At 64.7% G+C, this 26,814-nt stretch carries 13 protein-coding genes and 8 pseudogenes; 13 read left to right on the plus strand and 8 right to left on the minus strand.

What is annotated here, in order from left to right; all coding sequences use genetic code 11:
• Positions 1-238 precede the first annotated feature (238 nt).
• On the minus strand, positions 239-1,246 hold the full coding sequence (locus OR16_RS01575) for a LacI family DNA-binding transcriptional regulator (RefSeq protein WP_050982851.1): 1,008 nt from the start codon (positions 1,244-1,246) through the stop codon (positions 239-241).
• 549 nt (positions 1,247-1,795) lie between these two features.
• Here OR16_RS01575 and OR16_RS01580 point away from each other — a divergent pair.
• A pseudogene (locus tag OR16_RS01580) lies at positions 1,796-2,694 on the plus strand (EamA family transporter).
• Positions 2,695-2,697: 3 nt separating this feature from the next.
• Here the strand turns inward: OR16_RS01580 and OR16_RS01585 are convergent.
• On the minus strand, positions 2,698-3,387 hold the full coding sequence (locus OR16_RS01585; protein ID WP_006156221.1) for a GntR family transcriptional regulator: 690 nt from the start codon (positions 3,385-3,387) through the stop codon (positions 2,698-2,700).
• Between the two features lie 170 nt (positions 3,388-3,557).
• A pseudogene (locus tag OR16_RS01590) lies at positions 3,558-5,107 on the minus strand (glucan biosynthesis protein).
• A gap of 245 nt (positions 5,108-5,352) precedes the next feature.
• Here OR16_RS01590 and OR16_RS01595 point away from each other — a divergent pair.
• Positions 5,353-6,326, plus strand: a pseudogene (locus OR16_RS01595) (2-dehydropantoate 2-reductase).
• A gap of 229 nt (positions 6,327-6,555) precedes the next feature.
• Positions 6,556-7,275, plus strand: a complete 720-nt coding sequence (locus tag OR16_RS01600; protein ID WP_006156225.1) for a GntR family transcriptional regulator — start codon at positions 6,556-6,558, stop codon at positions 7,273-7,275.
• Here OR16_RS01600 and sucD read toward each other — a convergent pair.
• On the minus strand, positions 7,166-8,113 hold the full coding sequence (gene sucD, locus OR16_RS01605) for a succinate--CoA ligase subunit alpha (RefSeq protein ID WP_006156226.1): 948 nt from the start codon (positions 8,111-8,113) through the stop codon (positions 7,166-7,168). The genes OR16_RS01600 and sucD overlap by 110 nt on opposite strands.
• Before the next feature lies 1 nt (position 8,114).
• A pseudogene (sucC, locus tag OR16_RS01610) lies at positions 8,115-9,345 on the minus strand (ADP-forming succinate--CoA ligase subunit beta).
• 462 nt (positions 9,346-9,807) lie between these two features.
• On the opposite strand from sucC, the pseudogene OR16_RS44375 reads away from it, so the two are divergent.
• From OR16_RS44375 to OR16_RS01630, 4 genes and pseudogenes are all read left to right on the plus strand, one after another.
• A pseudogene (locus OR16_RS44375) lies at positions 9,808-11,190 on the plus strand (thiamine pyrophosphate-binding protein); the annotation flags it as partial.
• A pseudogene (gene frc, locus OR16_RS44380) lies at positions 11,191-12,330 on the plus strand (formyl-CoA transferase); the annotation flags it as partial.
• Positions 12,331-12,470: 140 nt separating this feature from the next.
• Positions 12,471-14,601 (plus strand): annotated as a pseudogene (locus OR16_RS47160) (acetate--CoA ligase family protein).
• Positions 14,602-14,679: 78 nt separating this feature from the next.
• Positions 14,680-15,453: a fumarylacetoacetate hydrolase family protein gene (locus OR16_RS01630; protein ID WP_043418051.1), complete on the plus strand. Its 774-nt coding sequence runs from the start codon at positions 14,680-14,682 to the stop codon at positions 15,451-15,453.
• 77 nt (positions 15,454-15,530) lie between these two features.
• On the opposite strand, the gene OR16_RS01635 is transcribed toward OR16_RS01630, so the two are convergent.
• The 3 genes from OR16_RS01635 to OR16_RS01645 all read right to left on the minus strand — a co-directional run bounded on the left by OR16_RS01635 (position 15,531) and on the right by OR16_RS01645 (position 17,582).
• The gene (locus OR16_RS01635; protein WP_237716886.1) at positions 15,531-16,100 is read right to left on the minus strand and encodes a cupin domain-containing protein; all 570 of its coding nucleotides are present in this window, start codon (positions 16,098-16,100) and stop codon (positions 15,531-15,533) included.
• Between the two features lie 129 nt (positions 16,101-16,229).
• A complete protein-coding gene (locus OR16_RS01640; RefSeq protein WP_006156231.1) occupies positions 16,230-16,541 on the minus strand; it encodes a hypothetical protein in 312 nt (103 codons plus the stop codon).
• A 99-nt stretch (positions 16,542-16,640) separates the two neighbouring features.
• On the minus strand, positions 16,641-17,582 hold the full coding sequence (locus OR16_RS01645) for a LysR family transcriptional regulator (protein WP_006156232.1): 942 nt from the start codon (positions 17,580-17,582) through the stop codon (positions 16,641-16,643).
• Positions 17,583-17,793: 211 nt separating this feature from the next.
• On the opposite strand from OR16_RS01645, the gene oxlT (OR16_RS01650) reads away from it, so the two are divergent.
• The 6 genes and pseudogenes from oxlT (OR16_RS01650) to fdhF form a co-directional block, all read left to right on the plus strand.
• Positions 17,794-19,134 (plus strand): oxalate/formate MFS antiporter, encoded by a 1,341-nt coding sequence (oxlT, locus tag OR16_RS01650; protein ID WP_006156233.1) that lies wholly within the window; start codon positions 17,794-17,796, stop codon positions 19,132-19,134.
• Between the two features lie 118 nt (positions 19,135-19,252).
• On the plus strand, positions 19,253-20,164 hold the full coding sequence (locus OR16_RS01655; protein ID WP_043418053.1) for a LysR family transcriptional regulator: 912 nt from the start codon (positions 19,253-19,255) through the stop codon (positions 20,162-20,164).
• A gap of 127 nt (positions 20,165-20,291) precedes the next feature.
• A complete protein-coding gene (locus tag OR16_RS01660) occupies positions 20,292-20,513 on the plus strand; it encodes a hypothetical protein (RefSeq protein WP_006156235.1) in 222 nt (73 codons plus the stop codon).
• A 645-nt stretch (positions 20,514-21,158) separates the two neighbouring features.
• Positions 21,159-22,475: an oxalate/formate MFS antiporter gene (oxlT, locus tag OR16_RS01665; protein WP_006156236.1), complete on the plus strand. Its 1,317-nt coding sequence runs from the start codon at positions 21,159-21,161 to the stop codon at positions 22,473-22,475.
• A gap of 238 nt (positions 22,476-22,713) precedes the next feature.
• Positions 22,714-24,423: an NADH-ubiquinone oxidoreductase-F iron-sulfur binding region domain-containing protein gene (locus tag OR16_RS01670; RefSeq protein ID WP_006156237.1), complete on the plus strand. Its 1,710-nt coding sequence runs from the start codon at positions 22,714-22,716 to the stop codon at positions 24,421-24,423.
• 14 nt (positions 24,424-24,437) lie between these two features.
• Positions 24,438-26,794 (plus strand): annotated as a pseudogene (gene fdhF / locus OR16_RS01675) (formate dehydrogenase subunit alpha); the annotation flags it as partial.
• Positions 26,795-26,814: the final 20 nt, after the last annotated feature.

Below are 26,814 nucleotides of genomic sequence, written 5' to 3' on the forward strand. Positions count from 1 at the left end.
AGTCAAGAGATTTTTTGACTTCAGGGCGCTTCCAGATGGATTGGCTTCGGCGAAATGCAGAAGCGACGCCGGCGAGCGCGTGCATTTCCCGGCGCGGGGGAGCGATGCGCCGTTCTGTCAGCCGGACGTTGGGGAGCGTTGAAGCGGGCTGGCGGCAGCGTTTTGTCGCGATTCGCCTGACCAGCTGGATTCAGGGATGGCGCCTGGTCAGGCTTGCCGGGGGAGGGGCAATCTCGGGTCAGCGCTTGCGAGGCGGCGCGGTCGAGCCTCTGACGATGAGTTTCGGGGGCAGCACCACGTTACGTACCGGTTGGTCCCGAACGTCAATGGCCTGTTGAAGAAGATCGGCCACTTGGCGCCCCATTTCCTGATGGCTGATACGAATGGTCGTCAGAGGGGGGGCGACCATGTCGACCAGCGGCATATCGTTGTGCCCGACCACCGACAAGTCACGTGGACATTGCAACCCGTGTTCGCGCAACGCGTCGTATACGCCGAGCGCAATCAAGTCGTTGGCAGCGACGATCGCTGACACTTCCGCGTTCTGACTCAACAACCGGCTCGCAGCTTCCCTGCCATGTTCCCGCGTATAGGCGGCGGCCACCTCGCAAGGAGCCCCCTTGCTATCGAGGCCATGTGATGCGAGTGCCTGCAAGAAGCCTTTGCGTCTGAGGAAACCGGTTGAATGATCGGGGGGGCCGCCGATATGGCCGATCTTCACATGCCCCAGTTCGATGAGATGGTCAACGGCCAACTGGGCGCCGAGCATCTCGTCCGAAACGACAGCCGACAATCTCGCATTGTCTTCCGTTCGGTTTACCAGCACCGTGGGCACGCCTTTTTCGATACAAAACGATACCAGCGGATCGTGACGTGTCACCGTGGCGAGTATGAGCCCGTCAACGCGCCGCGCGATGAGGCCATGTACAAATTCAAGTTGGGCTTCGCTCTGCGTGCCTATGTAAGCGACGATCGCGAAGTAGCCGTGCGCGGCAAGACGTTCGGTTGCTCCGGCAAGGATTGGGGTGAACACGCTCGTCGCGGCCTGGGGGATCAGGATGCCGATCAGTTTCGAACGTCCGGTTCGCAAACTTGCCGCTACGGGATCCAGTCGGTATCCGAGCTTGCTGGCGGCTTTCATGACTCTTGCCACGGCTTCGGGCAAGACGATCGAACGTGTTGCGGGATTCAGGGCGCGCGAAACCGTTGACACATGGACGCCAGCGAGTTCGGCGACCTGTTTCATGGTGACTGGCCGCAACCCTTATGGCAGCGAGCGGTCCTCTTCAGTTGTATTTTGCAATCGGTTGCATCGGATTGCGTGAAGCTGCGGGTAGTGGCTGGTTCGCAGCGGGATTGCGGGCGCCATTTGCTGGCAACTGGCACGCAAGGCAAAGATCGTCTTCGCAAACGGCTGATCGCCCGAGCGCCGACATCAAGAATCAAGAGTAAACGCTGCCGTACTGCGTCGTAGTTAACTATTGTTCGTTGTTGATGTACGTAGTTTTGGTTTGACGGTTTCCATGCTGCCCGTTGCGGCGATGCGCTAACGCATCCGTCCTGGCGAGGAACCGCAGGTACCATGTCAAACCGGCGCGGATCTCTTCCGCGCGGCAAAACCGGCCGATGCGTCGCTCCGAGGAGCGCAGCGCCTTTTGGCCGGTTTTTTTATGGGCGCAGGTTCCGCCGCTCACCCTTGTGAGATTGGCTCACAAGCCTTGCGAGTCATTTTCCTTTGGCTGGCACACCGGATCGCGCTATCTTGGAGGCCCCCGTGCTTCCTCCTGGTCTGCCCGTGCTCACCGCCTCACCCCGCTTGCTGCTCTGCCTGCTGATCACTTACTTGGTCTGGGGCACGACTTATCTCGCCATCCGTTTCACGCTGGAGAGCTTTGCGCCGTTCCTGATGATGGGCTCGCGCTTTCTTTGCGCGGGCCTGTTGCTGGCACTGTGGCTGCGCTATCGCGGCGCCGCCATGCCGACGTTGCGCCAGTTGCGCAATTGCGGGGTGCTGGCTGGTTTCCTGCTGGTCGGCGGGATGGGGCTGACAGCGGTGGCGGAGCAGACCATCTCGTCCGGGGCGACCACCGTGATGATCGGCGCGATGCCGATTTTTGGCTTGTTTTTGGCTTGTTCTGGGGAATTTGCTTTGGCGCGCGGCCGCGCTGGTACGAGGTGCTGGCCATTGCGCTGGGCAGCGCCGGCATCCTGGTGCTGACCGGCGGCGCGGAGTTTCGCGCGAGTGCCACGGGCGTCATGGCTTTGCTGGTGGCCATCGGCAGCTGGTCATTCGGCTCGCAGCTGGCCCGGCGCCTGGATTTGCCGCAGGGCGCGGTGGCGTTTGCCGCCGAGATGCTGCTCGGCGGGGCGATCTTGCTGGTCTTGTCCTTTGCGTTTGGCGAGCCCTGGCCGCGCACGGTCAGCAGCCAGGCGTGGTGGGCATGGGTCTACCTGGTGGTGGCTGGGTCGCTGGTGGCGTTTTCCGCCTATATGTACCTGGTGGCAAACGTTTCGCCGACGGTTTCCTCAAGCTATGTCTATGTGAACCCGCCGGTGGCGCTGGCGGTGGGCGCGTGGCTGGGCAGCGAGCAGATCGCGCCGCAGACGTTGGGTGCGGTGGCGTTGATCCTGGGGGCGCTGGCGGTGCTAAGCCTGGGTACGTGGCGCGGGGCGCGGGCGGTTACGGCGGCCTGAAGCTCAGGACTCGGACTGTTCCTCGATCCACATCGATAGCCGCGCCTTGTATGCCTGCTGGATGTGCCGGCGCGTGATCTGCTCGGCTAGCGCGGCGTCGCGTTGCTCCAGGGCTTCCACCAGTGCGATGTGCTCTTCGTAGGAGACCCGGGCGCGCCCCGGCAGCGCCAGCGTGGTGCGGCCCAGCAGCGCCATGGACTCGTGCAGCGAGCGCAAGGTCTTGAGCAGGTAGCGGTTGTGCGCGCAGCGGTGCAGCGTTTCGTGGAAGAGCCGGTTGTTGGCGGCGAGCTTGTCGGGCTGTTCGGCGATGGCGAGGTCGCGCTGGACGATGTCGCGCAGCAGCGAGATTTCCACATCGGTGGCGTGACGCGCGGCGAGCGCGGCGGCGGTGCCTTCCAGCACTTCGCGCATGACATAGAGTTCGCTCACCATGCTGGCGTCGAGCTGGGTCACCATCATGCCCCGGTTGGGCTCGTTGACAACCAGACCTTCGGATTCCAGCCGCGATAGCGCCTCGCGCACCGGCGTGCGCGACAGCCCCAGCGAGGCGGCTAGTTCTACTTCGCGCAGGCGGGTGCCGGAGGGGAGTTGCCCTGCCTGGATCGCGTTGCGCAAGTGCTGGTAGGCACGCTCGGCACGGGGCAGAGCGTCGGGGCCGGTGCCGGCCGCGCCGGCTGGATCTGCGGAAATCATTGGGCGGGTGGGATCCCGTTGTAGTTGTTCGTTGTTGCGCGTTGTAGTGCGTTGAGCTGCGTCGCCATGATACCCGCTCCGGGCCCGGCTACATCACGCCGGCGCTATGTCGGTCACCGGCCGGCAGGTTGCCATCCATGTGATGCTTGCGGCCAGCCGGGGCCCTCGTTCTAAGCGGCCGAACCGGTCGGTGAGTTGAACGGGTGGTACTGGTAGAGCCACGTTTCCGATAGCGGCTTGCCATCGAGGCGCAGGAACAGCCGCAGGTCGACCGGATCCTTGCCGTCCACCGTGAGGTCGAACTGCGCGCGCCAGTGCCCGGCCACGCCATTGGGCACGGGTTCGGTAAACACATAGGAGAAGGTCCCGCGCGAGCTGGTCAGCACGGCTTCCGGCCTGGTGCCGGCTGGCAGCTTCTCCAATGGACCGCCCTTGAATTCCACCATGAACTTGCGCACGCCTTGCGGCCGCGGCTGTCCGGGTTGCCCGCCGTTGCCCAGCCGGGTGGCGATGCAGCGCGCCAGCGGGGTCGGATAAGGCTCGTCGGCCAGCCAGTGCAGCCGGTAGCGCAGGCGGAAATCGCTGCCGGCCTTGGCAGGTGCCTTGGGCACCCACATGGCAACGATGTTGTCGTGGATCTCGTCATCGGTGGGAATCTCGATGAGCTGCACCGCACCTGCGCCCCAGCCGTCGCGCGGTTCCACCCACAGGCTGGGCCGCCGTTCATAGTGCACGCCGTCCTGGTAGTGATCGAAGTTGCGGTCGCGCTGCAGCAGGCCGAAGCCGCGCGGGCTGTCATCGCCAAAGCTGGATGCCGTGGTGCGCGGCGGGTTGTTGAGCGGGCGCCAGATATGCTCGCCGGCCCCGTTCCAGATCGCCAGGCCGTCGGAATCGTGCACCTCGGGGCGCCAGTCCACGGCGTAGCCCTTGCTGGCTTCCGCGAACCAGCACATCGATGTGAGCGGCGTGAGCCCCAGGCGTGCCACATCCTTGCGCAGGAACAGGGCGCAGTCGATATCCATCAGCACGCCTTTGCCACGCTGCATGACAAAGCGGTACGCGCCGGCCACGCTAGGGCCGTCGAGCAGGGCGTAGACCGTAACGGCGTCGGCATTGCTGCTGCTGTTGCCGGTGGGTGTCTCGAAGTAGAAATGCGTGAAGTTCGGAAACTCCTCCGGGCGGCCCGCCTCGGCTACGTCGATGGCAATGCCGCGCGCGGACAAACCGTACTGGTAAAGCTCGCCGATGGCGCGGAAATATGAGGCGCCCAGGAACGCCGCCCAATCGTTCTTCTTCCATTCCTGTCGGCCGGCATCTCGAAGTACGCGCCGTCGTACACGATCTCGCGTGCCGCCGGGGCGCCTTTGGCGCTGTCGATGACATGCATGCGCACCGGCTGGCGGAAGAAGTTGCCCAGGTGGAAGAAGGTCACAGGAAACTGCCCAGGCCCGTCGACGAATAGTGCCTCATCGGCCTTGAAGCTGATCTTGCCGTGGGCTTCGTAGTCGATCTTGGCCAGGACCTCGGCGGGCGCCGTGGCGGGAGGCGCATAGGGTCTGCCCGCCAGGGTGCGGGCGCGTTCGATCAGGGCGTCGAAGCTGAAGGGACGGGCGTCGCCCAGCTTGATTTTGCCGGCTGCCAGCACGGTGGGGGTGATGCCTAGGGCCGCCAGGGCGGCGGAGGCGGTGGTGCAAACGAGCAGGGTGCGGCGATTCATCATCAAGGGGAGGGGCGCCTTGGCGCGATGGCGCTCAGTGGGCAGATCTTAAAAAGACGCGGCCGGGCACGGAAAGTTCGTAGAAGGATAAGCGGTGGTGCCGAAACAGGGCTTCTGCGGCCTCGGGGCACTGGATAGGGCATGCCGTCAGTGTAGGCGGGCTGCAGATTGAGGTTGTGTCCGGCTTTTGTGGGATATAGTATGTGATATATCAATGGGTACCCATAAAACCATCGGGAGACGACATCATGAAACTATGTATCTATGGCGCCGGCGCCATTGGCGGCTATCTCGGCGTCCAGCTGGCACTGGCGGGCGCCGAGGTCAGCCTGATCGCGCGCGGTCCCCACCTCGCCGCCATGCGCGCCAACGGCCTGCGGCTGCTGAGCGAGGGCGAGGAGAGGGTGGCCAAGGTCAATTGCACGGACGACCCGGCCACTGGGGCCGCAGGACTACGTCTTTATCACCCTGAAAGCGCATTCCGTGCCGGGCGTGGTGGACCTGATGCAGCCCTTGCTTGGGCAGAAGACGGCGGTGGTGACGGGTGTCAACGGCATTCCTTACTGGTACTTCCACCAGCACGGCGGCTCGCTCGCGGGCACCACGCTGGAGAGCGTCGACCCGGGCGGGCGCCAGTGGCGTGGCCTGGGGGCCCGAGCGGGCGATCGGCTGCGTGCTCTATCCCGCCGCGGAGATCGTCGAGCCCGGCGTGATCCGCCACGTTTATGGCAAGAAATTCCCGCTGGGCGAGCCCGACGGAAGCAAGTCGGCGCGCGTGAGTCACCTGAGCGAAATGATGGTGGCCGGCGGCCTCGAGGCACCCATCCGGGACAATATCCGCGACGAGATCTGGCTCAAGCTGTGGGGCAACCTGTGCTTCAACCCGATCAGCGCACTCACGCACGCCACGCTGGATGTCATCACCGCCGACCCGGCCACGCGCGGGCTGTCGCGCGCGATGATGCTGGAGGCGCAGGCAATTGCGGAGCGTTTTGGCGTGCGCTTCCGCGTGGATGTGGAGCGCCGCATCGACGGCGCCGGCGCGGTTGGCGCGCACAAGACTTCCATGCTGCAAGACCTCGAGGCTGGGCGGGCCATGGAGATCGACCCTTTGCTAACGGTCGTGCAGGAAATGGGGCGCCTGGTGGAGCAGCCCACGCCGATGGTGGATGCGGTGCTGGGCCTGATCAAGCAGCGTGAACGGATGGCGCAGGCGGCTTGAGTGCGAATGCCGGGCCGCCCAGGACGAAATGGGTGCGCCGGTCCGTTACGGCGGTGCACCATGTGATATACCATATACGCAGAACCGCTACACTTGGCAGCCGATTTATATCAATTGTGCATTTTCCTATGCATTCAGCTCATGCAACGGCTGCTTTTGGTAAGCTAAGCGGGAAGCCGCAGGCGACTGTTCCGTCCGCCGCGGCGCTGGTTTCAACAAGAGCCCATTCATGTCTGCGCAAACCCAATCCGCGGTCCAGCCTGCTGGACTGACCCTGTCCCTCCAACCCATCAACGCGGGCGCCAGCCTGCGCGACCAAGCCTACGCCATGCTGCGCCAGGCCATTGCCGACGCCGACATCTATCAGTCGACGGAAGAAATCCGGCTGGACGAGCGGGTCCTGAGCGAGGCGCTGGGCGTGAGCCGCACGCCCATCCGCGAGGCCATGACGCTGCTGGAGCAGGAGGGCTTCCTGCGCACGGTACCGCGCCGCGGCATCTATATCATGCGCAAGACCAAGCGCGAGATCGTCGAGATGATCCAGGTGTGGGCCGCGCTGGAGAGCATGGCGGCGCGCCTCGCTACCCTGAACGCCAGCGACCAGGAGATCGCGCAGCTGCGCCATATGTTCGACAGCTTCCGCGATGCCACGCCGGCCGAGCATATCGAGGAATACTCCGACGCGAACATCGCCTTCCACCAGGCGATCGTGCAGTTGTCGAAGTCGCAGGTCATCATGGATTCGATCAAGAACATCTTTATCCATGTACGCGCGATCCGGAAGATGACGATCTCGCAGAGCGATCGCGCATCGCGTTCCATTGTCGATCACCTGCGCATCATCGAGGCGCTGGAAAAGCGCGATACCGAACTGGCCGAGAAGCTGGTGCGCCAGCATTCGCTGGATCTGGCTGACTATGTCGAGAAGAACTGCGACTTCCTGGATTGAGGGCTGAGACTTGAGGCGCCTGCCTCTGGCAGTCAGGAACGGCGGACATTGTCCGCCGTTCTCTTTCGCCATCAGGCGCGCCAGCATGTCCCATGCGCCGTCCCGGCGGGGCGGTGGTGCCGGCAATAAAGCCCACCACGGGTTTGACGCGCCCGCTGCCTCGCGCATCCTGCAGGAACCGCGCGGCTTCTTCTTCGGCAGAGCCGCCGATCTCGCCGATCATGATGATGCCTTCGGTGTCGTCGTCGGCCAGGAACATCTCAAGGCAATCGATAAAGTTGGTGCCGTTGACCGGGTCGCCGCCGATGCCGATGCAGGTGCTCTGGCCGAGCCCGGCGGCCGTGGTTTGCGCCACCGCTTCATAAGTCAGCGTGCCGGAACGGGACACCACGCCGATCTTGCCCGGGCGATGGATATGGCCTGGCATGATACCGATCTTGCATTGTCCCGGCGTGATCACGCCCGGGCAATTTGGCCCGACCAGACGGCTGCCCGAACCGGATAGCGCGCGCTTGACCCGCACCATGTCGATCACCGGGATGCCTTCGGTAATGCACACGATCAGGCCGATGCCCGCGTCCACGGCTTCCAGGATGGCGTCGGCCGCGAAGGGCGGGGGCACGTAGATGACCGAGGCGTCGGCGCCCGTGCGCTCCACCGCGGCGGCTACGGTGTCGAACACCGGGAGCCCGAGACGTGTCTCGCCGCCCTTGCCGGGGGTGACGCCGCCGACCATGCGCGTGCCGTAGGCCAGCGCCTGTTCAGAGTGGAAGGTGCCTTGCGCGCCGGTGAAGCCCTGGCAGATCACCTTGGTGTCTTGATGGATCAGTACGGCCATGTCATTTCTCTCCCATATCGCCGTTCTTGCCAGCTTGCACGCGGGCTTGAACGGCCTTGACCACTTTCTGCGCGGCGTCGGCAAGGTGATCGGCCGACAGGATCGGCAATCCGGAGTCGCGCAGGATGGCCTTGCCTAGTGCCACGTTGGTGCCTTCCAGCCGGACCACCAGCGGGACCGTCAGGTCGATCTCGCGCGCGGCGGCCACCACGCCTTCGGCGATCACGTCGCAGCGCATGATGCCGCCAAAGATATTGACCAGGATGCCCTTGACCTTGGGGTCGTCGAGGATCAGGCGGAAGGCCGCCGTCACGCGTTCCTTGGTGGCGCCGCCACCCACGTCAAGGAAGTTAGCCGGCTCCCCGCCGTAGAGCTTGATGATGTCCATGGTGGCCATGGCCAAGCCGGCGCCGTTGACCATGCAGCCGATGCTGCCGTCGAGCTTGACGTAGTTCAGCCCATGGCGGGCCGCCGCGGATTCGGCGGGATCTTCCTCGGCTTCGTCGCGCAAGGCTTCGATGTCCGGATGGCGGTACAGCGCGTTGTCGTCGAAGTTGAACTTGGCGTCGAGCGCGATCACGTCGCCGGCGCGTGTCACCACCAGCGGGTTGATTTCGACCACCGACGCGTCCAGCTCGGTAAAGGCGCGGTAAGCCGAGAGGATAAAGCGCGAAGCCGCGCCGACCTGCTTGCCGCTCAGGCCCAGCCCGAAGGCGAGGCGGCGCGCGTGGAAGGGCTGGATGCCGCTGGCCGGGTCGATCGCGACCTTCAGGATCTTCTCCGGCGTGCGGGCCGCGACTTCCTCGATTTCCATGCCGCCTTCGGTGGAGGCCATCAGCGTGATGCGGGAGGTGGCGCGGTCGATCAGCATGCCCAGGTAAAGCTCGCGGGCAATTTCGCAGCCTTCCTCGACATATAGGCGGCGCACTTCGCGGCCGGCTTCCCCGGTCTGTTTGGTGACTAGCACTTTGCCGAGCATCTGTTCGGCCTGCGTACGCACGGCATCGACTGACTTGGCCACGCGTACGCCCCCCTTGCCGTCCGGTTCGCCGGCAAAGCGGCCAGCGCCGCGGCCGCCGGCATGGATCTGGGACTTCACCACCCAGATCGATCCGCCGATCTTGCGTGCCGCGCTGGCGGCTTCCTCCGGGGTAAAACGCGACGGCCCCGCGCGGTACGGCCACGTCGAAGCGCCTGAGCAGTTCCTTGGCCTGATATTCGTGAATGTTCACAAGTCTCCTCGCTCTCGGTGATGCGCGTGCCGGCGAGCCGCGAAACCGGATGGTCCGGCAGAACGCGCTGTGAAATATGGTATGTAATATATCAAAGATAAACAAGCGATTTTTCCCCAAGGAGGAGGACAAGGGCGCAGCGCCGGTCAGCCGTGCGCAAACGGAATGAATCGGCGCGCATTCAGCAATTGCGCTTATTTATCCTCCATTTATCGGTGATTTGCTGCATCGCATCGTTGAAACATCATGGCCAGCATCCAAATTTCCTTGAGCTTCGTTGATATATCACATACCGTATGTCATCAAGATCCTTCGAAAAGGATCGATGGCATCGCCGGGCAGGTGACATGCAGGGTAGGCACCGGCCAGGCAGCAAAGCAGCAAAGGGCGAAAGGGTGTCGTGACGACGGGCCAGGTCCGCGTCACAGCCTGTCGCAACCCAGTCAACGAGGAGACCAAGACATGTCTGCAGTCGCACCCACGCGGCCTGAATCCACCACGGCCGAAGACACCCTGAAGCAGAAGACCCGCGATGCCGGCGTGATTTCCGGCGGCCACCTGGTGGCGCGGGCCCTGAAGAACGAAGGCGTCGACACCATCTTCACGCTCTGTGGCGGCCATATCATCGATATTTACGACGGCTGTGTGGACGAGGGCATCCGCATCATCGATGTGCGCCACGAGCAGGTTGCCGCGCATGCGGCGGACGGCTACGCGCGCCAGACCGGCAAGCTGGGCTGCGTGGTGACCACCGCCGGCCCGGGCTGCACCAACGCCGTGACCGGCGTGGCGACGGCCTTCCGCTCGGAAAGCCCGATCATCCATATCGGCGGACAGGGCGCGCTGTCCCAGCACAAGATGGGCTCGCTGCAGGACTTGCCGCACGTCGACATGATGTCGCCCATCACCAAGTTTGCGGCCACCATCCCCAGCACCGAGCGCGTGGCGGACATGATCGCGATGGCGGCGCGCGAGTGCTTCAATGGCGCGCCCGGCCCGTCGTACCTGGAAATCCCGCGCGACGTGCTTGACCGCGAAGTCGACGTGGCGCGCGCGGTGATTCCGCGCCCCGGCCACTATCGCGCTTCCACCAAATCGATTGGCGATCCGAAGGATATCGAGCGTCTGGCCGACATCCTGGTGAATGCTGAGCGCCCCGCGATTCTCTACGGCCAGCAGGTCTGGACCGCGCGCGGGCACGAGGAAGCCGTCGCGCTGCTCAAGGGCCTGGACATCCCCGGCTATTTCAACGGCGCCAGCCGCGGGCTGCTGCCGCCGGGCGATCCGCACCACTTCGACCGAACCCGCACGCAAGCCTTCGCCAATGCCGACGTACTGATCATCGTGGGCACGCCGTTCGACTTCCGCATGGGCTACGGCAAGCGCATCAGCAAGGAGCTGACGCTGGTGCAGATCGACATGGATTACCGCACGGTCGGCAAGAACCGCGAGATCGACCTTGGCCTGGTGGGCGACCCCGGCGCCATCCTCGGTGCCGTGCTGCAGGCCGCCAGCGGCCGCATCAAGCACGACAAGCGCCAGGCGCGGCAGAAGTGGATGGGCCAGTTGACCGAGGCCGAGGCCGTGGCCGCCGAAAAGCTGATGCCGCTGTTGCGCTCGGAGAACACGCCGATCCATCCGTATCGCGTGGCGTATGAACTGAATGAGTTCCTGGCGGACAACACGGTCTACATTGGCGACGGCGGCGACGTAGTGACCATTTCCGCGCAGGCGGTGCGTCCGCGCCGTCCCGGCCAGTGGATGGACCCGGGCGCGCTGGGCTCGCTGGGCGTCGGCACCGGCTTTGCCATCGCCGCCGGCCTGGCCAACCCGAACAAGGAAATCGCCGACGTGATCAAGGTGGAGTTGCCGGGGCGCGGCGACATCACGCGCAGCCAGCTGCGCGATGTGCCCAACGCCGACAGCTTGTATTTCACCATGCTGAACTCCAACAAGCGCAGCCTCACGCTCAACATGAAGACGCCGGAGGGCAAGGCGCTGCTGGAAGACCTGGTGCAGCGCTGCGACGTGCTGGTGGAGAACTTCGGCCCCGGCGTGCTGGACCGCGCCGGTTTCGACTGGGACCGCCTGCAGACGCTGAACCCGCGGTTGATCTATGCGTCGATCAAGGGCTTCGGCCCGGGCCCTTTCGCGGACTGCAAGGCCTATGAGAACGTGGCCCAGTGCATGGGCGGCTCGGCCAGCACCACCGGCACGGCGGATGGCGCGCCCACCGTCACCGGCGCGCAGATCGGCGACTCCGGCACGGGCATCCACTGCGTGGTGGGCATCCTGGCGGCACTGCTGCAACGCGAGCATTCCGGGCGTGGCCAGCGGGTGGAAGTGGCGATGCAGGACGCCGTGCTCAACCTGTGCCGGGTCAAGCTGCGCGACCAGCAGCGCCTGGCCGCCGGGCCGATGCGCGAGTACCCCAACCAGGAGTTCGACGACTTCGTGCCGCGCGCGGGCAATGCATCTGGCGGCGGCCAGCCCGGCGCGGCGCTGCGCTGCGCGCCCGGCGGCGCCAACGATTACGTCTACGTGATCGTGCAGCCGCAAGGCTGGGAGCCGCTGATGCGCTTGTGCGGCAGGGAGGAGCTGATTACCCATCCGCAGTTCGCCTCGCCGGAGGCCCGCCTCAAATGCCTGGAAGAGTGTTTCTCCATCATCGAGAAATGGACGCGCACGCGCACCAAGTTCGAAGTCATGGATGCCCTCAACGAGGTCGATGTGCCGTGCGGGCCGATCCTGTCGATGAAGGACCTGATCGAGGACAAGTCACTGTACGAGCGCGGCTACCTGGTGGAGCTGGATCACCCGGAGCGCGGCCAGTACGTGCAACTCGGCTGCCCGATTACCTTGTCGGCATCGCCGGTGGAGGTCGAGCGCTCGCCGTTGCTGGGCGAGCATACCGGGGAGATCCTCGACTGGCTGGGCCGCACGCCCTCGCAGATCGAAGCCTTGCGCGCCGCCGGGGCAGTCTGATGCCCTGAACGTGCACGAGGCACTTCAAGCACTTCAAGCACTTCCCGCAGTGAGTTTGCAAGCCGCCCGCCCTCGCGCTTTCGCGCGAGGGCGAGGACCGGCTCATCCCTACGCAATCCATGAACAGATGGAGACCTGACATGGCACACAACAAGGACGCGGTGAGGAAGATCCTCGCCGCCGTGAAGGAAGAAGGCCGCAATGCGCTGACTGCGCCCGAAGGCAAGCTGGTGTGCGATGCCTACGGCATCGCGGTGCCGGGCGAGGGCGTGGCCCGGACGCCGACCGGCGCTGTCGAGCTGGCTGACAAGATGGGATATCCGGTAGTGCTCAAGATCGTCTCGCCCGACATCCTGCACAAGACCGAGGCCGGCGGCGTGCTGGTAGGCCTGAACAGCGCTGCGGATGTGGAGCGCGGCTACCTGACCATCGTCGGGAATGCGAAGAAGTACGACCCCAACGCCAATATCGTCGGCGTTCAGGTGCAGCAGATGATCACCGGCGGGCAGGAGGTCATCATTGGTGCCGTCACCGATCCGTCCTTCGGCAAGCTGGTGGCCTTCGGCCTGGGCGGCGTGCTGGTCGAAGTGCTCAAGGACATTACCTTCCGCATGGCCCCGGCCAAGCCAGGACGATGCGCTGTCGATGCTCGACGGCATTGCCGCCGCCGAAGTGCTCAAGGGCGTGCGCGGCGCCGATCCGGCCAATCGCGAGGCGCTGGCCGGCATGATCCAGCGCGTGTCGGAACTGGTGAGCGATTTCCCGGAGATCTCGGAGCTTGACCTTAACCCGGTATTCGCCAGCAAGGACGGCGCCATTGCTGCCGACGTGCGCATCGTGGTGGACTTCGCGCCGCAGCCGGAGCGCTACCGCCCCAGCCAGGAAGACATCGTCAGGCAGATGAACCGCATCATGCGACCCGATTCGGTGGCCGTGATCGGCGCCTCAAACGAGGATGGCAAGATCGGCAACTCGGTGATGAAGAACCTGATCAACGGCGGCTACCAGGGCAAGATCTACCCGATCCATCCCAAGGGCGGCGAGATCATGGGCATGACCGCGTACAGGAGCGTGCTCGACGTACCGGGCGAGGTGGATGTGGCGGTGTTCGCCATTCCCGCCAAGCTGGTGGCCGGGGCGCTGGAAGAGGTGGGCAAGAAGCAGATTCCAGGCGCGGTGCTGATTCCCTCGGGGTTTGCCGAGACCGGCAACGTGCAAGGGCAGGAAGAGATCGTCGCCATCGCACGCAAGCACGATATCCGCTTGATGGGGCCGAATATCTACGGCTTCTATTACACGCCCAAGAACCTGTGCGCGACCTTCTGCACGCCGTACGACGTCAAGGGCAAGGCGGCGCTGTCGTCGCAGTCCGGCGGCATCGGCATGGCCATCATCGGCTTCTCGCGCTCGGCCAGGATGGGCGTGTCGGCCATTGTCGGGCTGGGCAACAAGTCCGACATCGATGAGGACGATCTGCTCACCTTCTTCGAGCAGGACGACAACACCGAGATCATCGCCCAGCACTGCGAGGACCTGAAGGACGGCCGCGCCTTTGCCGAAGCGGCGAAGCGGGTCTCGAAGAAAAAGCCGGTGGTCGTGCTCAAGGCCGGGCGCACCAGCATGGGCGCGCGCGCCGCCAGTTCGCACACGGGCGCGCTGGCCGGCAACGACAAGATCTACGAGGACGTGTTCAAGCAGTGCGGCGTGATCCGCGCCCGCTCGCTGCGCGACCTGCTGGAGTTCGCACGCGGCATTCCCAAGCTGCCGACGCCCAAGGGCGAGAACGTGGTGATCATCACGGGCGCCGGCGGCTCGGGCGTGTTGTTGTCGGATGCGTGCGTGGACAACAACCTGTCGCTGATGACCATGCCGGACGACCTGGATGCGGCTTTCCGCAAGTTCATTCCGCCTTTTGGCGCGGCGGGCAATCCGGTCGACATCACCGGCGGCGAGCCGCCCGCCACGTACAAGAACACCTTGCGCCTGGGCATGGAGGACCCGCGCATCCACGCCATCATCCTGGGCTATTGGCACACCATCATCACGCCACCGATGGTGTTCGCCAAGCTGGTGGTGGAGGTGAAGGAGGAAATGGCCGCGCGCGGCATCGAGAAGCCGATCGTGGCCTCGCTGGCGGGTGACGTGCAGGTGGAGGAGGCTGCCGAGTACCTGTACGAACACGGCGTGCCGTCCTACGCGTACTCGACCGAGATCCCGGTCGCGGTGCTGGGCGCCAAGTACAAGTGGGCTCGCGGCGCCGGCAAGATCTGAGGGCAAGGCCCGGCATTTCGACAATGCGGCACAAGGGTGGGCGCGGACAGCATGCCGCGCCCGCCGGAGGAGTTGACTGTGCAAATGTGGATTCGCTTCCAGAGCGGGGACGGGGAGATCGGCTTTGGCCGTATCGAGGGGGATCATGTCATCGAGTACGACGGCCCCGGCTACGCGCGGCCGGAACCCACCGGTGCAACTGTGCCGCGCGAGGGGCTGCGCCTGCTGAGCCCGTGCGAGCCGGGCAAGATCGTGGCGCTGTGGAACAACTTCCATGCGCTGGCGCGCAAGCTGGAAAAGCCGGTGCCGGCGCATCCGTTATTCCTGATCAAGCCGGCGAGTTCGCTGGCCGGCCCCGGCGACGCCATCCTGCGGCCCCGCAGCTACAGCGGCAAGATCGTCTACGAGGGCGAACTGGGCATCGTGATAGGGCGCCGCTGCCGCAACGTGGCCCCGGGAGAGGCGGCGGACCATATCTTCGGCTACACCGTGGTCAACGACGTGACGGCCGGCGAATTGATCGCCGAAGACCCGAATTTCCCGCAGTGGTGCCGTGCCAAGGGCTTCGACACCTTCGGCTGCCTGGGCCCCGTGATCGTCACGGAGTTCGACTGGCGCGGCGCCAGCGTGGTGACGCGGCTCGACGGGGCACAGCGGCAGAACTATCCGCTCTCCGACCTGATCTTCTCGCCAGAGCAGCAGGTGAGCCTGATCTCGCAGGATCTCACGCTGATGCCTGGCGATGTGATCGCCTGCGGCACATCGGTCGGTGTCGGCTCGATGAAGGATGGCGCCGTGGTGGAGGTCACGATCGAGGGCATCGGATCGCTGGTCAACCACATGCGCGGATAGTCGATAGTCCGGGCGCTGGCATCCAGCAAAGGAAAAGGGCAGGCGCCGGCTCACGCCGGTGCTTGCCCTTTTGCGCGTCAAAGCGGCAGCGTCATCAGCAGGGTAAGGGCGGAAGCATCGCGCAGGCCAAGCCGCGCCATCACGCGGCGCAGGGCAGCCGTGGCGGTACCGCAGGCCTCGCCGGCGCGGTTGGTGAAGTTCAGGCGTGCCAGCACACGGGTGGCAAAGCGCAGCGTGACAGGCACCTGCTTGCGGCAGAACGCTACCTTGCGCACATAGCCATCGACCTCCCAGAGCCAGGTCGTGTTGGCAGGGAAATAGCCGATGTCGCCGGCCCGCAGCACGTGCACGCGCCCGGTTGCGCTGGTGACCCTGACCTGGCCTTCCAGGATCAGCACGGTCTCCTCCCAGCCGTAGTACCACTCGAACGCGCCGCCGGTGCATTCCCAAACATTGGTGGACGCCAGGCCGTCGATCGCGCGGGAGTGCTGCGCGGCCCGCGATTGGGGAGCCCCCGTGCGAATCCAGGTGGGTTCGATCGGGCAGTTCTGCATCGGCAGGTCACCGGTGTTGGCGAATGCCCCTTCGCGCTGCTGCGCGATTGTGCCGGCCGGCGCGCCGGCGCCGGACATTGTCTGTGACCCCATGTCTGCCTCCTTGTCCTTGATTGGTAGGCAGACATTAGCGAGCCTGGCGTCGCGCCAATGTGCGGTGGCGCACTCTCGGCGCGATCTTGGTGCATGGCGCAGGCTTGCCGGAGAGAGAGGCGCAGGTGCTCAGTTGGCCTGATGCGCCATCGCACGCAGGTAGTCGGCCTTCTTGTCGAGGATCAGGCGGCTGAGGAAGTCGGCGTCGTAGGCATTGAGCAGGTGCGCGTGGTACTGCTCGATATAGCGCGCGATGCGGCTGTGCTCGCATTCGATGCCGCACAGCCAGGCATACATTTCGCTGTCCCAGCGAAAGCGCAGGCCGAGCTCGGCGAAGGCGGCGTTATAGGCCGCGAGTTGCGATTCGTCGACCCTGCGTGGTGCGCTGGCAGCGGTGTCGGCATGGGAACTGGCGCGGGTTGCGAACTGGACCTGGTTCATGATCGGACTCCTCGGGCTCTCAGTGAAAGGTGGGCCTGAGACGAGGATAGGTTTGCCGATCAATTAACGATAATTAAAGTTTAGCTGAATAACCATAAGCTATCGTTTATGTTTTATCAGCTTGTCCACGCCGGTGATACGCTGGATCAGGGTGGCGCCTTCTTCCATCAGGAAATGCTTGAAGGCCAGCGCCACCGGCGGCAGGCGCTTGTTCTTGCGATGCACCACGTACCAGTTGAGCATCACCGGGAAGCCCTCGATATCCAGCACGGCGAGATTGCCGGTCTGCAGTTCCAGCCCGACGGTGTGAGCCGACAGGAAGGCGATGCCCATGTTGGCGATCACGGCCTGCTTGATGGTCTCGGTGCTCTTGATCTCCATGGCAATGCGCAGGTTGGACAGGCGCCCGGCAAAGCCTTCCTGCATCGAGTTCCAGGTGTCGGAGCCTTTTTCTCGCGCGACGAAGGCTTCGTCGGCCAGCGCCGCCAGCGGAATGTTGCGCTCGCCGACCAGCCGGTGGTTGGGCGCGGCAACGATGACGTAAGGGTGGGGCGCGAAGGATTCGCTGATGGTATCCATGCCTTCCGGGGGGCGCACCATCACCGCCAGGTCGGTCAGGTTGCCCGCAAGCTGGTGCAGCAGTTCCTCGCGATTGTGCACTGCCAGATTGAGCGTCACGCCGTCATGGCGCTGCATGAACTCTGCCAGCAGCCGCGGGAAAAAGTAATCGCCGGCGCTGATCACGGCCACATTGAGCCGTCCGCCGGAGATGCCCTTGAGCTGCGACATGGCGTCTTCCGCTTCGCGGAATTGCTGCATGATGCTGCGGCTGTAATGCAGCATCTCGATGCCGGCCGGGGTGAGGTAGATCTTCTTGCCCAACTGCTCGAACAGCGGCAGGCCAACGTGGCCCTCGAGCTGGCGCACCTGCGTCGAGACGGCGGGCTGGGTCAGGTGTAGCTCTTCAGCCGCGCGGGAAAAGCTCAGGTGCCGGGCGACCGTCTCGAAAACCTTCAACTGGCGCAGCGTGGCGTTCTTCATGCACTCGTCCGTCCCATGTATAAAGGATCGTAAATGATCATAATAAAAAACTTTATGCTGTGCCGAACTTAGTTTGAACTAGCATCAGTCCACGGATGCACGTGCCGCAATGTCAGGCGCGCTCAATCAAGTAGTGACCAAGGGCTCCCCTTCCAGAGAAGCCTACCCGTCGCGCCACAGAGCGCGACACGCACTATGCAGGAGACACGACATGGCGCACGACAATTCGGCGGCAATAGCCGCAAGCCGTTTGGGCTGGCTTCACAACCGCTGGTTCCAGCTGGCGATCGGTGTGGTCTGCATGGGGCTGGTAGCCAATCTCCAGTACGGCTGGACATTATTCGTGACCCCGATGAACGCCAAGCATCACTGGGGCGAGTCGGCCATCCAGGTAGCCTTTTCCATTTTCATCGTGACCGAGACGTGGCTGGTGCCGCTTGAAGGTTGGCTGGTCGACAAGATCGGGCCACGCCCGGTGGTGGCATGTGGCGCGGTGTGCGCGGGGCTGGCCTGGGTCATCAATGCGTATGCGACCAGCCTGCCACAGCTGTACCTGGCGGCGGTGATCGCCGGCATCGGCGCCGGCGGCGTGTATGGCACTTGTGTAGGCAATGCGCTCAAGTGGTTTCCGGACAAGCGCGGCCTGGCCGCCGGGCTGACCGCCGCCGGGTTTGGCGCGGGCTCGGCGCTGACCGTGATTCCCATTGCCAACATGATCCAGCGCTCGGGCTACGAGATGGCCTTCATCACTTTCGGCATCCTGCAAGGCGTCAGCATCCTGCTGATGGCCTTGCTGCTGGTCAAGCCGCGCCCGCCTGTGGGCGCCGTGGCGGCCAAGGCGGTGCTGACCAATCCGATCGAGTTCACGCCGGGGCGGATGGTGAAGACGCCAGTTTTCTGGGTCATCTACGCCTCGTTCGTGGCGGTTGCGGCCGGCGGCATCATGGCCACCGCGCAGTTGGGTCCGATTGCACGGGATTTCGGCTTCGCGTCGATGCCAGTGACGATGCTGGGGTTCACGCTGCCGCTGCTCACCATGACGCTGTCGATCGACAACCTGTGCAATGGCCTTACGCGGCCGCTGTGCGGGTTTATCTCGGACCGCATCGGCCGGGAGAACACCATGTTCTTTATCTTCATCGGCGAGGGGCTGTCGCTGCTCGGGCTGATGGCGTTCGGGCATAACCCGTATCTGTTCATGACGTTCGCGGCGCTGACGTTCCTGTTCTGGGGCGAGATTTTCTCGATCTTTCCCGCGCTGTGCGCCGATACCTTCGGCAGCAAGTTTGCCGCGGCCAATGCCGGCACGTTGTATACGGCCAAGGGCACGGCGGCGATGCTGGTGCCGCTGGCTTCGATCCTGTCGGCGCGTGGCGGGTGGGATGCCGTCTTTACGGTGGCTGCGACCGTGACCATCGCGGCAGGTTTGTCGGCCAAGTTCGTGCTGGCGCCGATGCGAAGGCGGTTTATCACGGGGCACGCTGAGTCCCTGGCGCCCGCGACCGATCACGCGGCGTATCTGGCGGGGCTCTCTCCCCGCAAAAGCGATTGAATCACCAGCCGGGCCCGGACTCGCGTGACGCGATTCCGGGCCCGATGTCTATCACGATGCGCAGCGCGGGGCGTGGCAAAGCGGTTCTCCGCGCCGAATGCATACAGAAGGGGTGATCATGAATATCTCGCTTCCGCAGCTCAAGGCCTTCGCGGCCGTTGCACGACAGAGGAGCTTTACCCGCGCCGCGGCCGAGCTCGGGCTGACGCAATCGGCCATCAGCCGCAGCGTGCGCGAACTGGAAGACGAGATCGACCAGCGGCTGTTTGACCGCACCACGCGCCAGGTCGAGCTCACCGATGCGGGCGAGCACCTGTCGCAGCGCATCTGCCACCTGATCGAGGAGGTCGAGCAGACGCTGCGCGAGAGCCACGGTGCCGCCAGGCCGTGCCAGGGCGCGGTGCAGATCGCGTCCGACCCGGTGCTGTCGTCGATCTCGCTGCCGGGCTGGCTCGCGGGTTGCCGCACGGCCTGGCCGGGCATCGGCATCAGCCTGAAAGACCGCTCGCATGAGTCCGTGCTGCAGTGCGTGCGCAGCGGCGAGGTGGACTTCGGCATCGCCACGAACCCGCAAGCCGGGGACGATCTCTACTGCGAGGCCCTGTGCGCCGATCCATTCCATGCCGTGCTGCCGGCGCAGCATCCGCTGGCAGCGCGCGAGACGGTAGGGTGGGGCGACCTCAACGATGCCAGAGTGCTGATGCTGGATCAGCACTCTGGCGTCCAGCCTGCCGTGGAGCAGGCCTTTGGCGTGTATCACGTGCGCACCGGCTCGCTGCAGGTGCTTGGCCACTTTGCCTCGATCTTCGGCATGGTGGCGCTGGGGCTGGGTATCGGCATCGTGCCGTCGCGCGCACAGGCGGCTGGGCTGAGCCCTGCGGCCGTCATGCGTCCATTACGGCCGCAGGTTACGTCCACGATCATGCTGGTGCGGCGCAAGAGCCGTTCCCTCAAACCTAACGCAGCCGCGATCTGGGATGCGCTACGGGGCATGGAGGTTGAGCAGACGTCGCTGGCGCGTGTGAGCTAGCCTGGCGCCGCTGTGCGTTGCGCAGGCCTCGGAATCTTATTGATATATTACATACAGGATATTTACACATAGTGCGGCGCAGCATATAATGAAAACTCCTACTCACCATCCTTACCGGAGTTTTCTGATGGACAGCGCTCTTCTTCTCGGTCTCGCCCTTGGTCTGATTGCCCTCGGCGTTGGCGTTACGTTCCTGATTGCCACCCGCGTGCCGACCCCTGTGCTGGTCCGTGCCCAGGAGCATGGCCGCTTTGCCGGCCTTGGCTCGTCGCAGGAAACCGCCGGCATTGGCCGCGCTAGCCCGGCTTCCCGCGGCGTCCGCGCGGAACCCCAACTGGCTCGCGCCTGATGCTCGCGTGTTGCGATTGGCGGGCCGCCCGGCTGCCAATCGCTGCCGCCATGCGAGGGTAGGGGCCTAACCCTGCCCAATCCGTGTGGTTTGGTTGCTGAGCTTGCTTGCACAAAGCCATCCCGGGCACTTTTTTCCCGTTCCGCGGCGCGCATGCCGCCCTGCACGACCCCTCCGCTCTTCTGTCCTGAAGGGCAAGACATTCAGTACATTGACCTGCCGGCCTGCCTGACTTTATCTAGGGACTTTCCCGGAGATCGTCCGCGAGGCGCTAAGCCCTCCAACTTCCCGCCACCCGGATCTACATCTCCACAGCCGCCTGTTTACGCGCGCCATTGATGAGGCGGACCGCCCTAAGTCATTGATCCTTCAGCAGGCCGGCTTGCGCTGCCCGCCCGCTTTGATGCGCGTGACGCACGAGTCATCTCCATGCCGCTTTCCGGCACATTGCCACCGCCGTTTCCAGGCAGTTTCAGGGTCCGCCAGGTGGGCTAAAAGCGCCTTGACTATATTGATATATCACATACTGTATAGCACTGAAACGACCGCAGTATCTGGGATGCAGCACAAGCAGTGCCGTCCCAAAAGAGGTGTCCGAAGACGCCCTTTCCACATAAGGCGGCCCCGCCCGCCATAGGAGACACCATGGAACATCAGCAAAACGCGCCCGAGTCACGCTTTGCCTCCCCCTGGGTTCAGCTCGTCTTTGGCGTGATCTGCATGGCGATGATCGCCAACATGCAATACGGCTGGACGTTGTTCGTCAACCCGATCGACGACAAGTACCACTGGGGCCGCACGGCGATCCAGGTGGCATTCACCATCTTCGTCGTGACCGAGACCTGGCTGGTGCCGATCGAGGGCTACCTCGTGGACAAGTACGGCCCGCGTCCCGTGGTGGTGGGTGGCGGCCTGCTGTGCGCGATTGCCTGGGCCTTGAACTCCGTGGCCGCGTCGCTGCCGATGCTCTACTTCGCGGCAGCGGTAGGCGGGGTAGGCGCGGGCGCGGTGTACGGCACCTGCGTGGGCAATGCGTTGAAGTGGTTCCCCAACCGGCGCGGGCTGGCCGCAGGCATCACCGCCGCTGGCTTTGGCGCAGGCTCGGCGCTGACCGTGGTGCCGATTGCCAACATGATCAAGAGCAGCGGCTACGAGGCCACGTTCCTGTGGTTCGGCCTGGGCCAGGGCCTGATCGTCTTCTTCCTGGGCATGGCGCTCTATCCGCCTTCGGCCAAGGTGCTCAACCAGGTCACGTCCGCAGTCAAGACCGCTGCCTACAACGCCTCGCCGCGCCAGGTGCTGTCCTCGCCGATCTTCTGGGTGATGTACGCGATGTTCGTGATGATGGCGGCCGGCGGCCTGATGGCTACCGCCCAGCTGGGCCCGATCGCCAAGGATTTCGGCCTCGATGGCGTGCCGGTTTCGCTGCTCGGCCTGACGTTGCCCGCGCTGACCTTCGCCCTCACCATCGACCGCGTGCTCAATGGGCTGACGCGCCCATTCTTTGGCTGGATCTCGGACAACATCGGTCGTGAGAACACCATGTTCCTGGCCTTTGCGGTCGAGGCGGTGGGCATTCTGCTGCTGGCAAAATATGGTCAGGATCCCATTGCTTTCGTGGTGCTGACCGGTGTCGTGTTCTTCGCCTGGGGGGAAATCTACAGCCTGTTTCCGGCCACCTGCGGCGATACCTTCGGGCCCAAGTTTGCTGCCACAAATGCCGGCCTGTTGTACACCGCCAAGGGCACAGCCGCGCTGCTGGTGCCATTCTCCAGCGTCATCACTGCCGCCACCGGCGACTGGCACGCAGTCTTCATGCTTGCCTCGGGCATGGCTGCGCTGTCCGCCTTCCTGGCCTTGTTCGTGCTCAAGCCAATGCGCGAAGCCCACGCCAAGAAGTATGTGCATGCCAGTACCACGCCGCCGATGGGATATCGCGCGGTGCCGGAGGACCTGACCTGAGGGGTTTGCCGGCGCGGATCGGCGCGTCCAATGCGTCGCGGGAATAGGGATATGATCGAAGGCAAAGCCCATCCCCCGGCGCCAGCAATTTTCAGCAATTTTCAGCAATCGCCAGCAACCACCGGCGGGACCGCGGGCGAGGCAAGACAAAACAAAAAGACAAGAGCGGCGGGCAAGCATGTAAGGCGCTTGCCCCGTTGCCATTCGGCACCCATACGAGACAGCTTTCGAGATTGCCATGAACCAGGTCGTCATTCCCATCGCGGTCCAGGATATCGGCAAGGCGCGCAAGCGCCGGCAGCCAAAGGGGCGGCAGCCCGACCCGGCAGCCCTGGCCGAAGTCCGGGCCCTGCTGGGCGACGCGCCGCGCCGGCGCGACCTGCTGATCGAGCACTTGCATGCCATCAACGACCACTATGGCCAGTTGGCGATCCCGCACCTGGTGGCGTTGGCGCAGGAGATGGGGTTGTCGATGGCGGAGGTCTATGAGGTCGCCACTTTCTATCATCATTTCGATGTGGTGCACGAGGATGCGAATGGCGTGATCGCGCGGCCGCCCGGCGTGACGGTGCGCGTGTGCGAAGGCATCGCCTGCGAGCTCGGCGGGGCGCGCGACCTGCTCGCCCGGCTTGCGGCCCTGCTGGGTAGCGAAGTCGGCGTGGTGGCAGCGCCTTGCATCGGCCGGTGCGAGCGTGCGCCCGCCGCGCTGGTCGGGCAGAACCCGGTGGATTTTGCGAGCGCGCAAACCATTGCGGATACGGTGGCATCGGGTGCCGTGCGCCATGCGCCCGAAGCTCACCTGGGCTATGACGACTATCGCGCGCAAGGGGGCTATCGCTTGCTGCGCGCGCTGGCCTCGGGTGAGCGTGATTCGGCATCCTTGCTGCGCACGATGGAGGATTCCGGCTTGCGCGGGCTGGGTGGCGCGGGCTTTCCCGCTGGGCGCAAATGGCGGATCGTGATGGCCGAGCCGGCCCCGCGCCTGATGGCGGTCAACCTGGATGAGGGCGAGCCCGGCACCTTCAAGGATCGTGTCTACCTGGAGCGCGATCCGCATCGCTTCCTCGAAGGCATGCTGATTGCCGCCGCGGTGACCCAGGTCAGCGCGATCTACATCTACCTGCGCGATGAATACGCAGGCTGCCGCGCCGTGCTTGGCGAAGCGCTGCGCCGCCTGCATGCCGATCCACCGATCCCGGTGCTGCCGGAGATCCAGTTGCGGCGCGGCGCTGGCGCGTACATTTGCGGCGAAGAGTCCGCCATGATCGAATCGATTGAAGGCAAGCGCGGCATGCCCAGGCTGCGCCCGCCCTATGTGGCGCAGGTCGGCTTGTTCGGCCGGCCCACGCTGGAGCACAACTTCGAGACCCTTTACTGGGTCCGCGAGATCCTTGAAAAAGGCGCGGGCTGGTTTGCCGCACAGGGACGCCATGGCCGCCACGGGCTGCGCTCGTTTTCGGTGTCGGGGCGCGTGAAGCTGCCCGGCGTGCATGTGGCGCCGGCGGGGATCACCGTGAGTGAGCTGATCGCAGAATACTGCGGCGGCATGCAAGACGGCCATCGCTTCTATGGCTACCTGCCGGGCGGCGCGTCGGGAGGCATCCTGCCGGCGTCCATGGGCGATATTCCGCTGGACTTCGATACGTTGCAGCCCTACGGCTGCTTTATCGGCTCGGCCGCCATCGTGGTGTTTTCGGAGCAGGACAGTGCGGTGGCTGTGGCGCGCAACCTGATGCATTTCTTCAAGCATGAATCCTGTGGGCAGTGCACGCCATGCCGTGTGGGCACGGCCAAGGCGCTGGACGTGATCGCGCAGCCGACATGGGACCTTGCCGCGCTGGCGGACTTGTCGGCGGTGATGCGGGATGCGTCGATCTGCGGGCTGGGGCAGGCCGCGCCCAATCCGGTGGATTGCGTGATCAAGTATTTTCCCCAGGAACTGGCCTGAGCCGCGAGGACGACATGAATGCGCTGACCCGCGCCGAGCGCGCGCAAGTGGACGCCTCCTCGGATACCACGGTGACGTTCCGCCTGAATGGCAGGGACGTGCGCGCCGGGCCGGGCGAGAGCTTGCTCAAGGTGGCGCAGCGCGAGGGCTTCGATATCCCGCACCTGTGCTACAAGGACGGCCTGGACACCGCCGGCAATTGCCGCGCCTGCATGGTGGAGATCAAGGGCGAGCGCGTGCTGGCGCCGTCGTGCTGCCGTTACCCAATGCAGGGCATGGAGGTGCAGACCGCCTCCGAGCGCGCGGTGCGCTCGCAGCGCATGGTGCTGGAGTTGCTGCAGTCCGATATGCCCGAGGCGCATTACACGCGTAACAATGAGCTGGACCAAGGGTGGGTTGCCAGCTCACCTACAACGTCAAGGACAACCGCATCCTCTTTGTCGAAGGGCGTTTTGGGCCGGCCAACCAGAAACGCCTGTGCGTGAAGGGGCGCTATGGCTTCGATTACGCCCAGCATCCGCATCGGCTCACGGTGCCGCTGGTGCGGCGCGATGGCGCGCCTAAACGCGGCGATTTCGTGATGGATCCCGCGCGCGTGATGGACGTGTTCCGCGAAGCCAGTTGGGAAGAGGCCCTCGCGCTTGCGGGCGCCAGCCTGTCGGCCATCCGCGACAGGCACGGCAAGCGCGCGCTGGCCGGCTTTGGCTCCGCCAAGGGAAGCAACGAAGAGGCCTACCTGTTTCAAAAGCTCGTACGCACCGGCTTCGGCAGCAACAACGTGGACCATTGCACGCGGCTTTGCCACGCGTCGTCGGTGGCGGCACTGCTCGAAGGCATCGGCTCGGGTGCGGTTTCCAACCCGGTGATGGATGTGGCGCGCGCGCAGGTGGTGATCGTGATCGGCGCCAATCCCACCGTCAATCATCCAGTGGCGGCGAGCTGGATCAAGAACGCCGTAAGCAATGGCACCAAGCTGATCCTGGCCGATCCGCGCCGCTCCGACCTGGCGCGCTTCGCCCATCGCTTCCTGCAGTTCGAGCCCGATACCGATGTGGCGCTGCTCAACGCCATGATGCATGTGATCGTGGCCGAAGGACTGGTCGATCAGGATTTCATCGCCAGCCGCACCATCGGCTACGAGGAACTGGAGCGCAACGTGGCGGCCTACAGCCCGGAGCTGATGGCGCCGGTCTGCGGCATCGATGCGGAAACCATCCGCTATGTGGCGCGCCTGTATGCCAGCTCCAAAGCGTCGATGATCCTCTGGGGCATGGGGATTTCCCAACATATCCACGGCACCGACAATGCCCGCTGCCTGATCGCCCTGGCGCTGATGACGGGGCAGATCGGCCGGCCTGGCACGGGGCTGCATCCGCTGCGCGGCCAGAACAACGTGCAGGGCGCTTCCGATGCCGGCCTGATCCCGATGATGTATCCGGACTACCGCCGCGTCGACGATCCCGAGGCCATCGCGCGCTTCGAGTCGTTGTGGGGCATGCCGCTGGACCGCCAGCCGGGACTGACCGTGGTCGAAGTGATGCAGGCCATCGAGCGGGGCGAAGTGCGCGGGATGTACATCATGGGCGAGAACCCGGCCATGTCGGACCCTGACGCCCAGCATGCGCGCGAGGCGCTGGCGGCGCTGGACCACCTTGTCGTGCAGGATATCTTCCTGACGGAGACGGCCTACCTGGCCGACGTGGTGCTGCCGGCTTCGGCGTTCCCGGAGAAGACGGGCACCTTTACCAACACGGACCGCACGGTGCAGCTTGGCCGCCAGGCGATCGATCCGCCCGGGCAGGCACGCCAGGACCTGTGGATCATCCAGCAGATGGCGGCCAGGCTGGGGCTGGACTGGTCGTACGCAAGCGTGGCCGACGTGTTCGACGAGATGCGCCATGCCATGCCAAGCATCGGCGGCATTACCTGGGAGCGCTTGCAACGGGAGGACGCGGTGACCTATCCCTGCCGCGCCGAAGGCGACCCGGGCGAGCCGGTGATCTTTACGGATGGGTTTCCGACCGCCTCGGGCCGGGCCCGTTTTGTTCCGGCCGACATCATTCCCGCGGCCGAGCGGCCCGACCAGGATTATCCCGTTGTGCTTATCACCGGCCGGCAGCTCGAGCACTGGCATACCGGCAGCATGACCCGGCGTGCGGGCGTGCTGGATGCGATCGAGCCGGAGCCGGTGGCGCTGGTGCATCCACTCGACCTGGCTGCCATCGGCGCTCAGCCGGGCGATGTGGTGACGCTGGCATCGCGCCGGGGCCAGGTCTCGCTGTTTGCGCGGGCCGACGATGGCACGCCGCGCGGCGCGGTGTTCGTGCCATTCTGTTACTACGAGGCCGCCATCAACAAGCTGACGCGCAGCTGATTGACTTGATGGAGCCC

It is taken from the genome of Cupriavidus basilensis OR16 (assembly GCF_000243095.1).
GTDB classification, from domain to species: domain Bacteria; phylum Pseudomonadota; class Gammaproteobacteria; order Burkholderiales; family Burkholderiaceae; genus Cupriavidus; species Cupriavidus basilensis_D.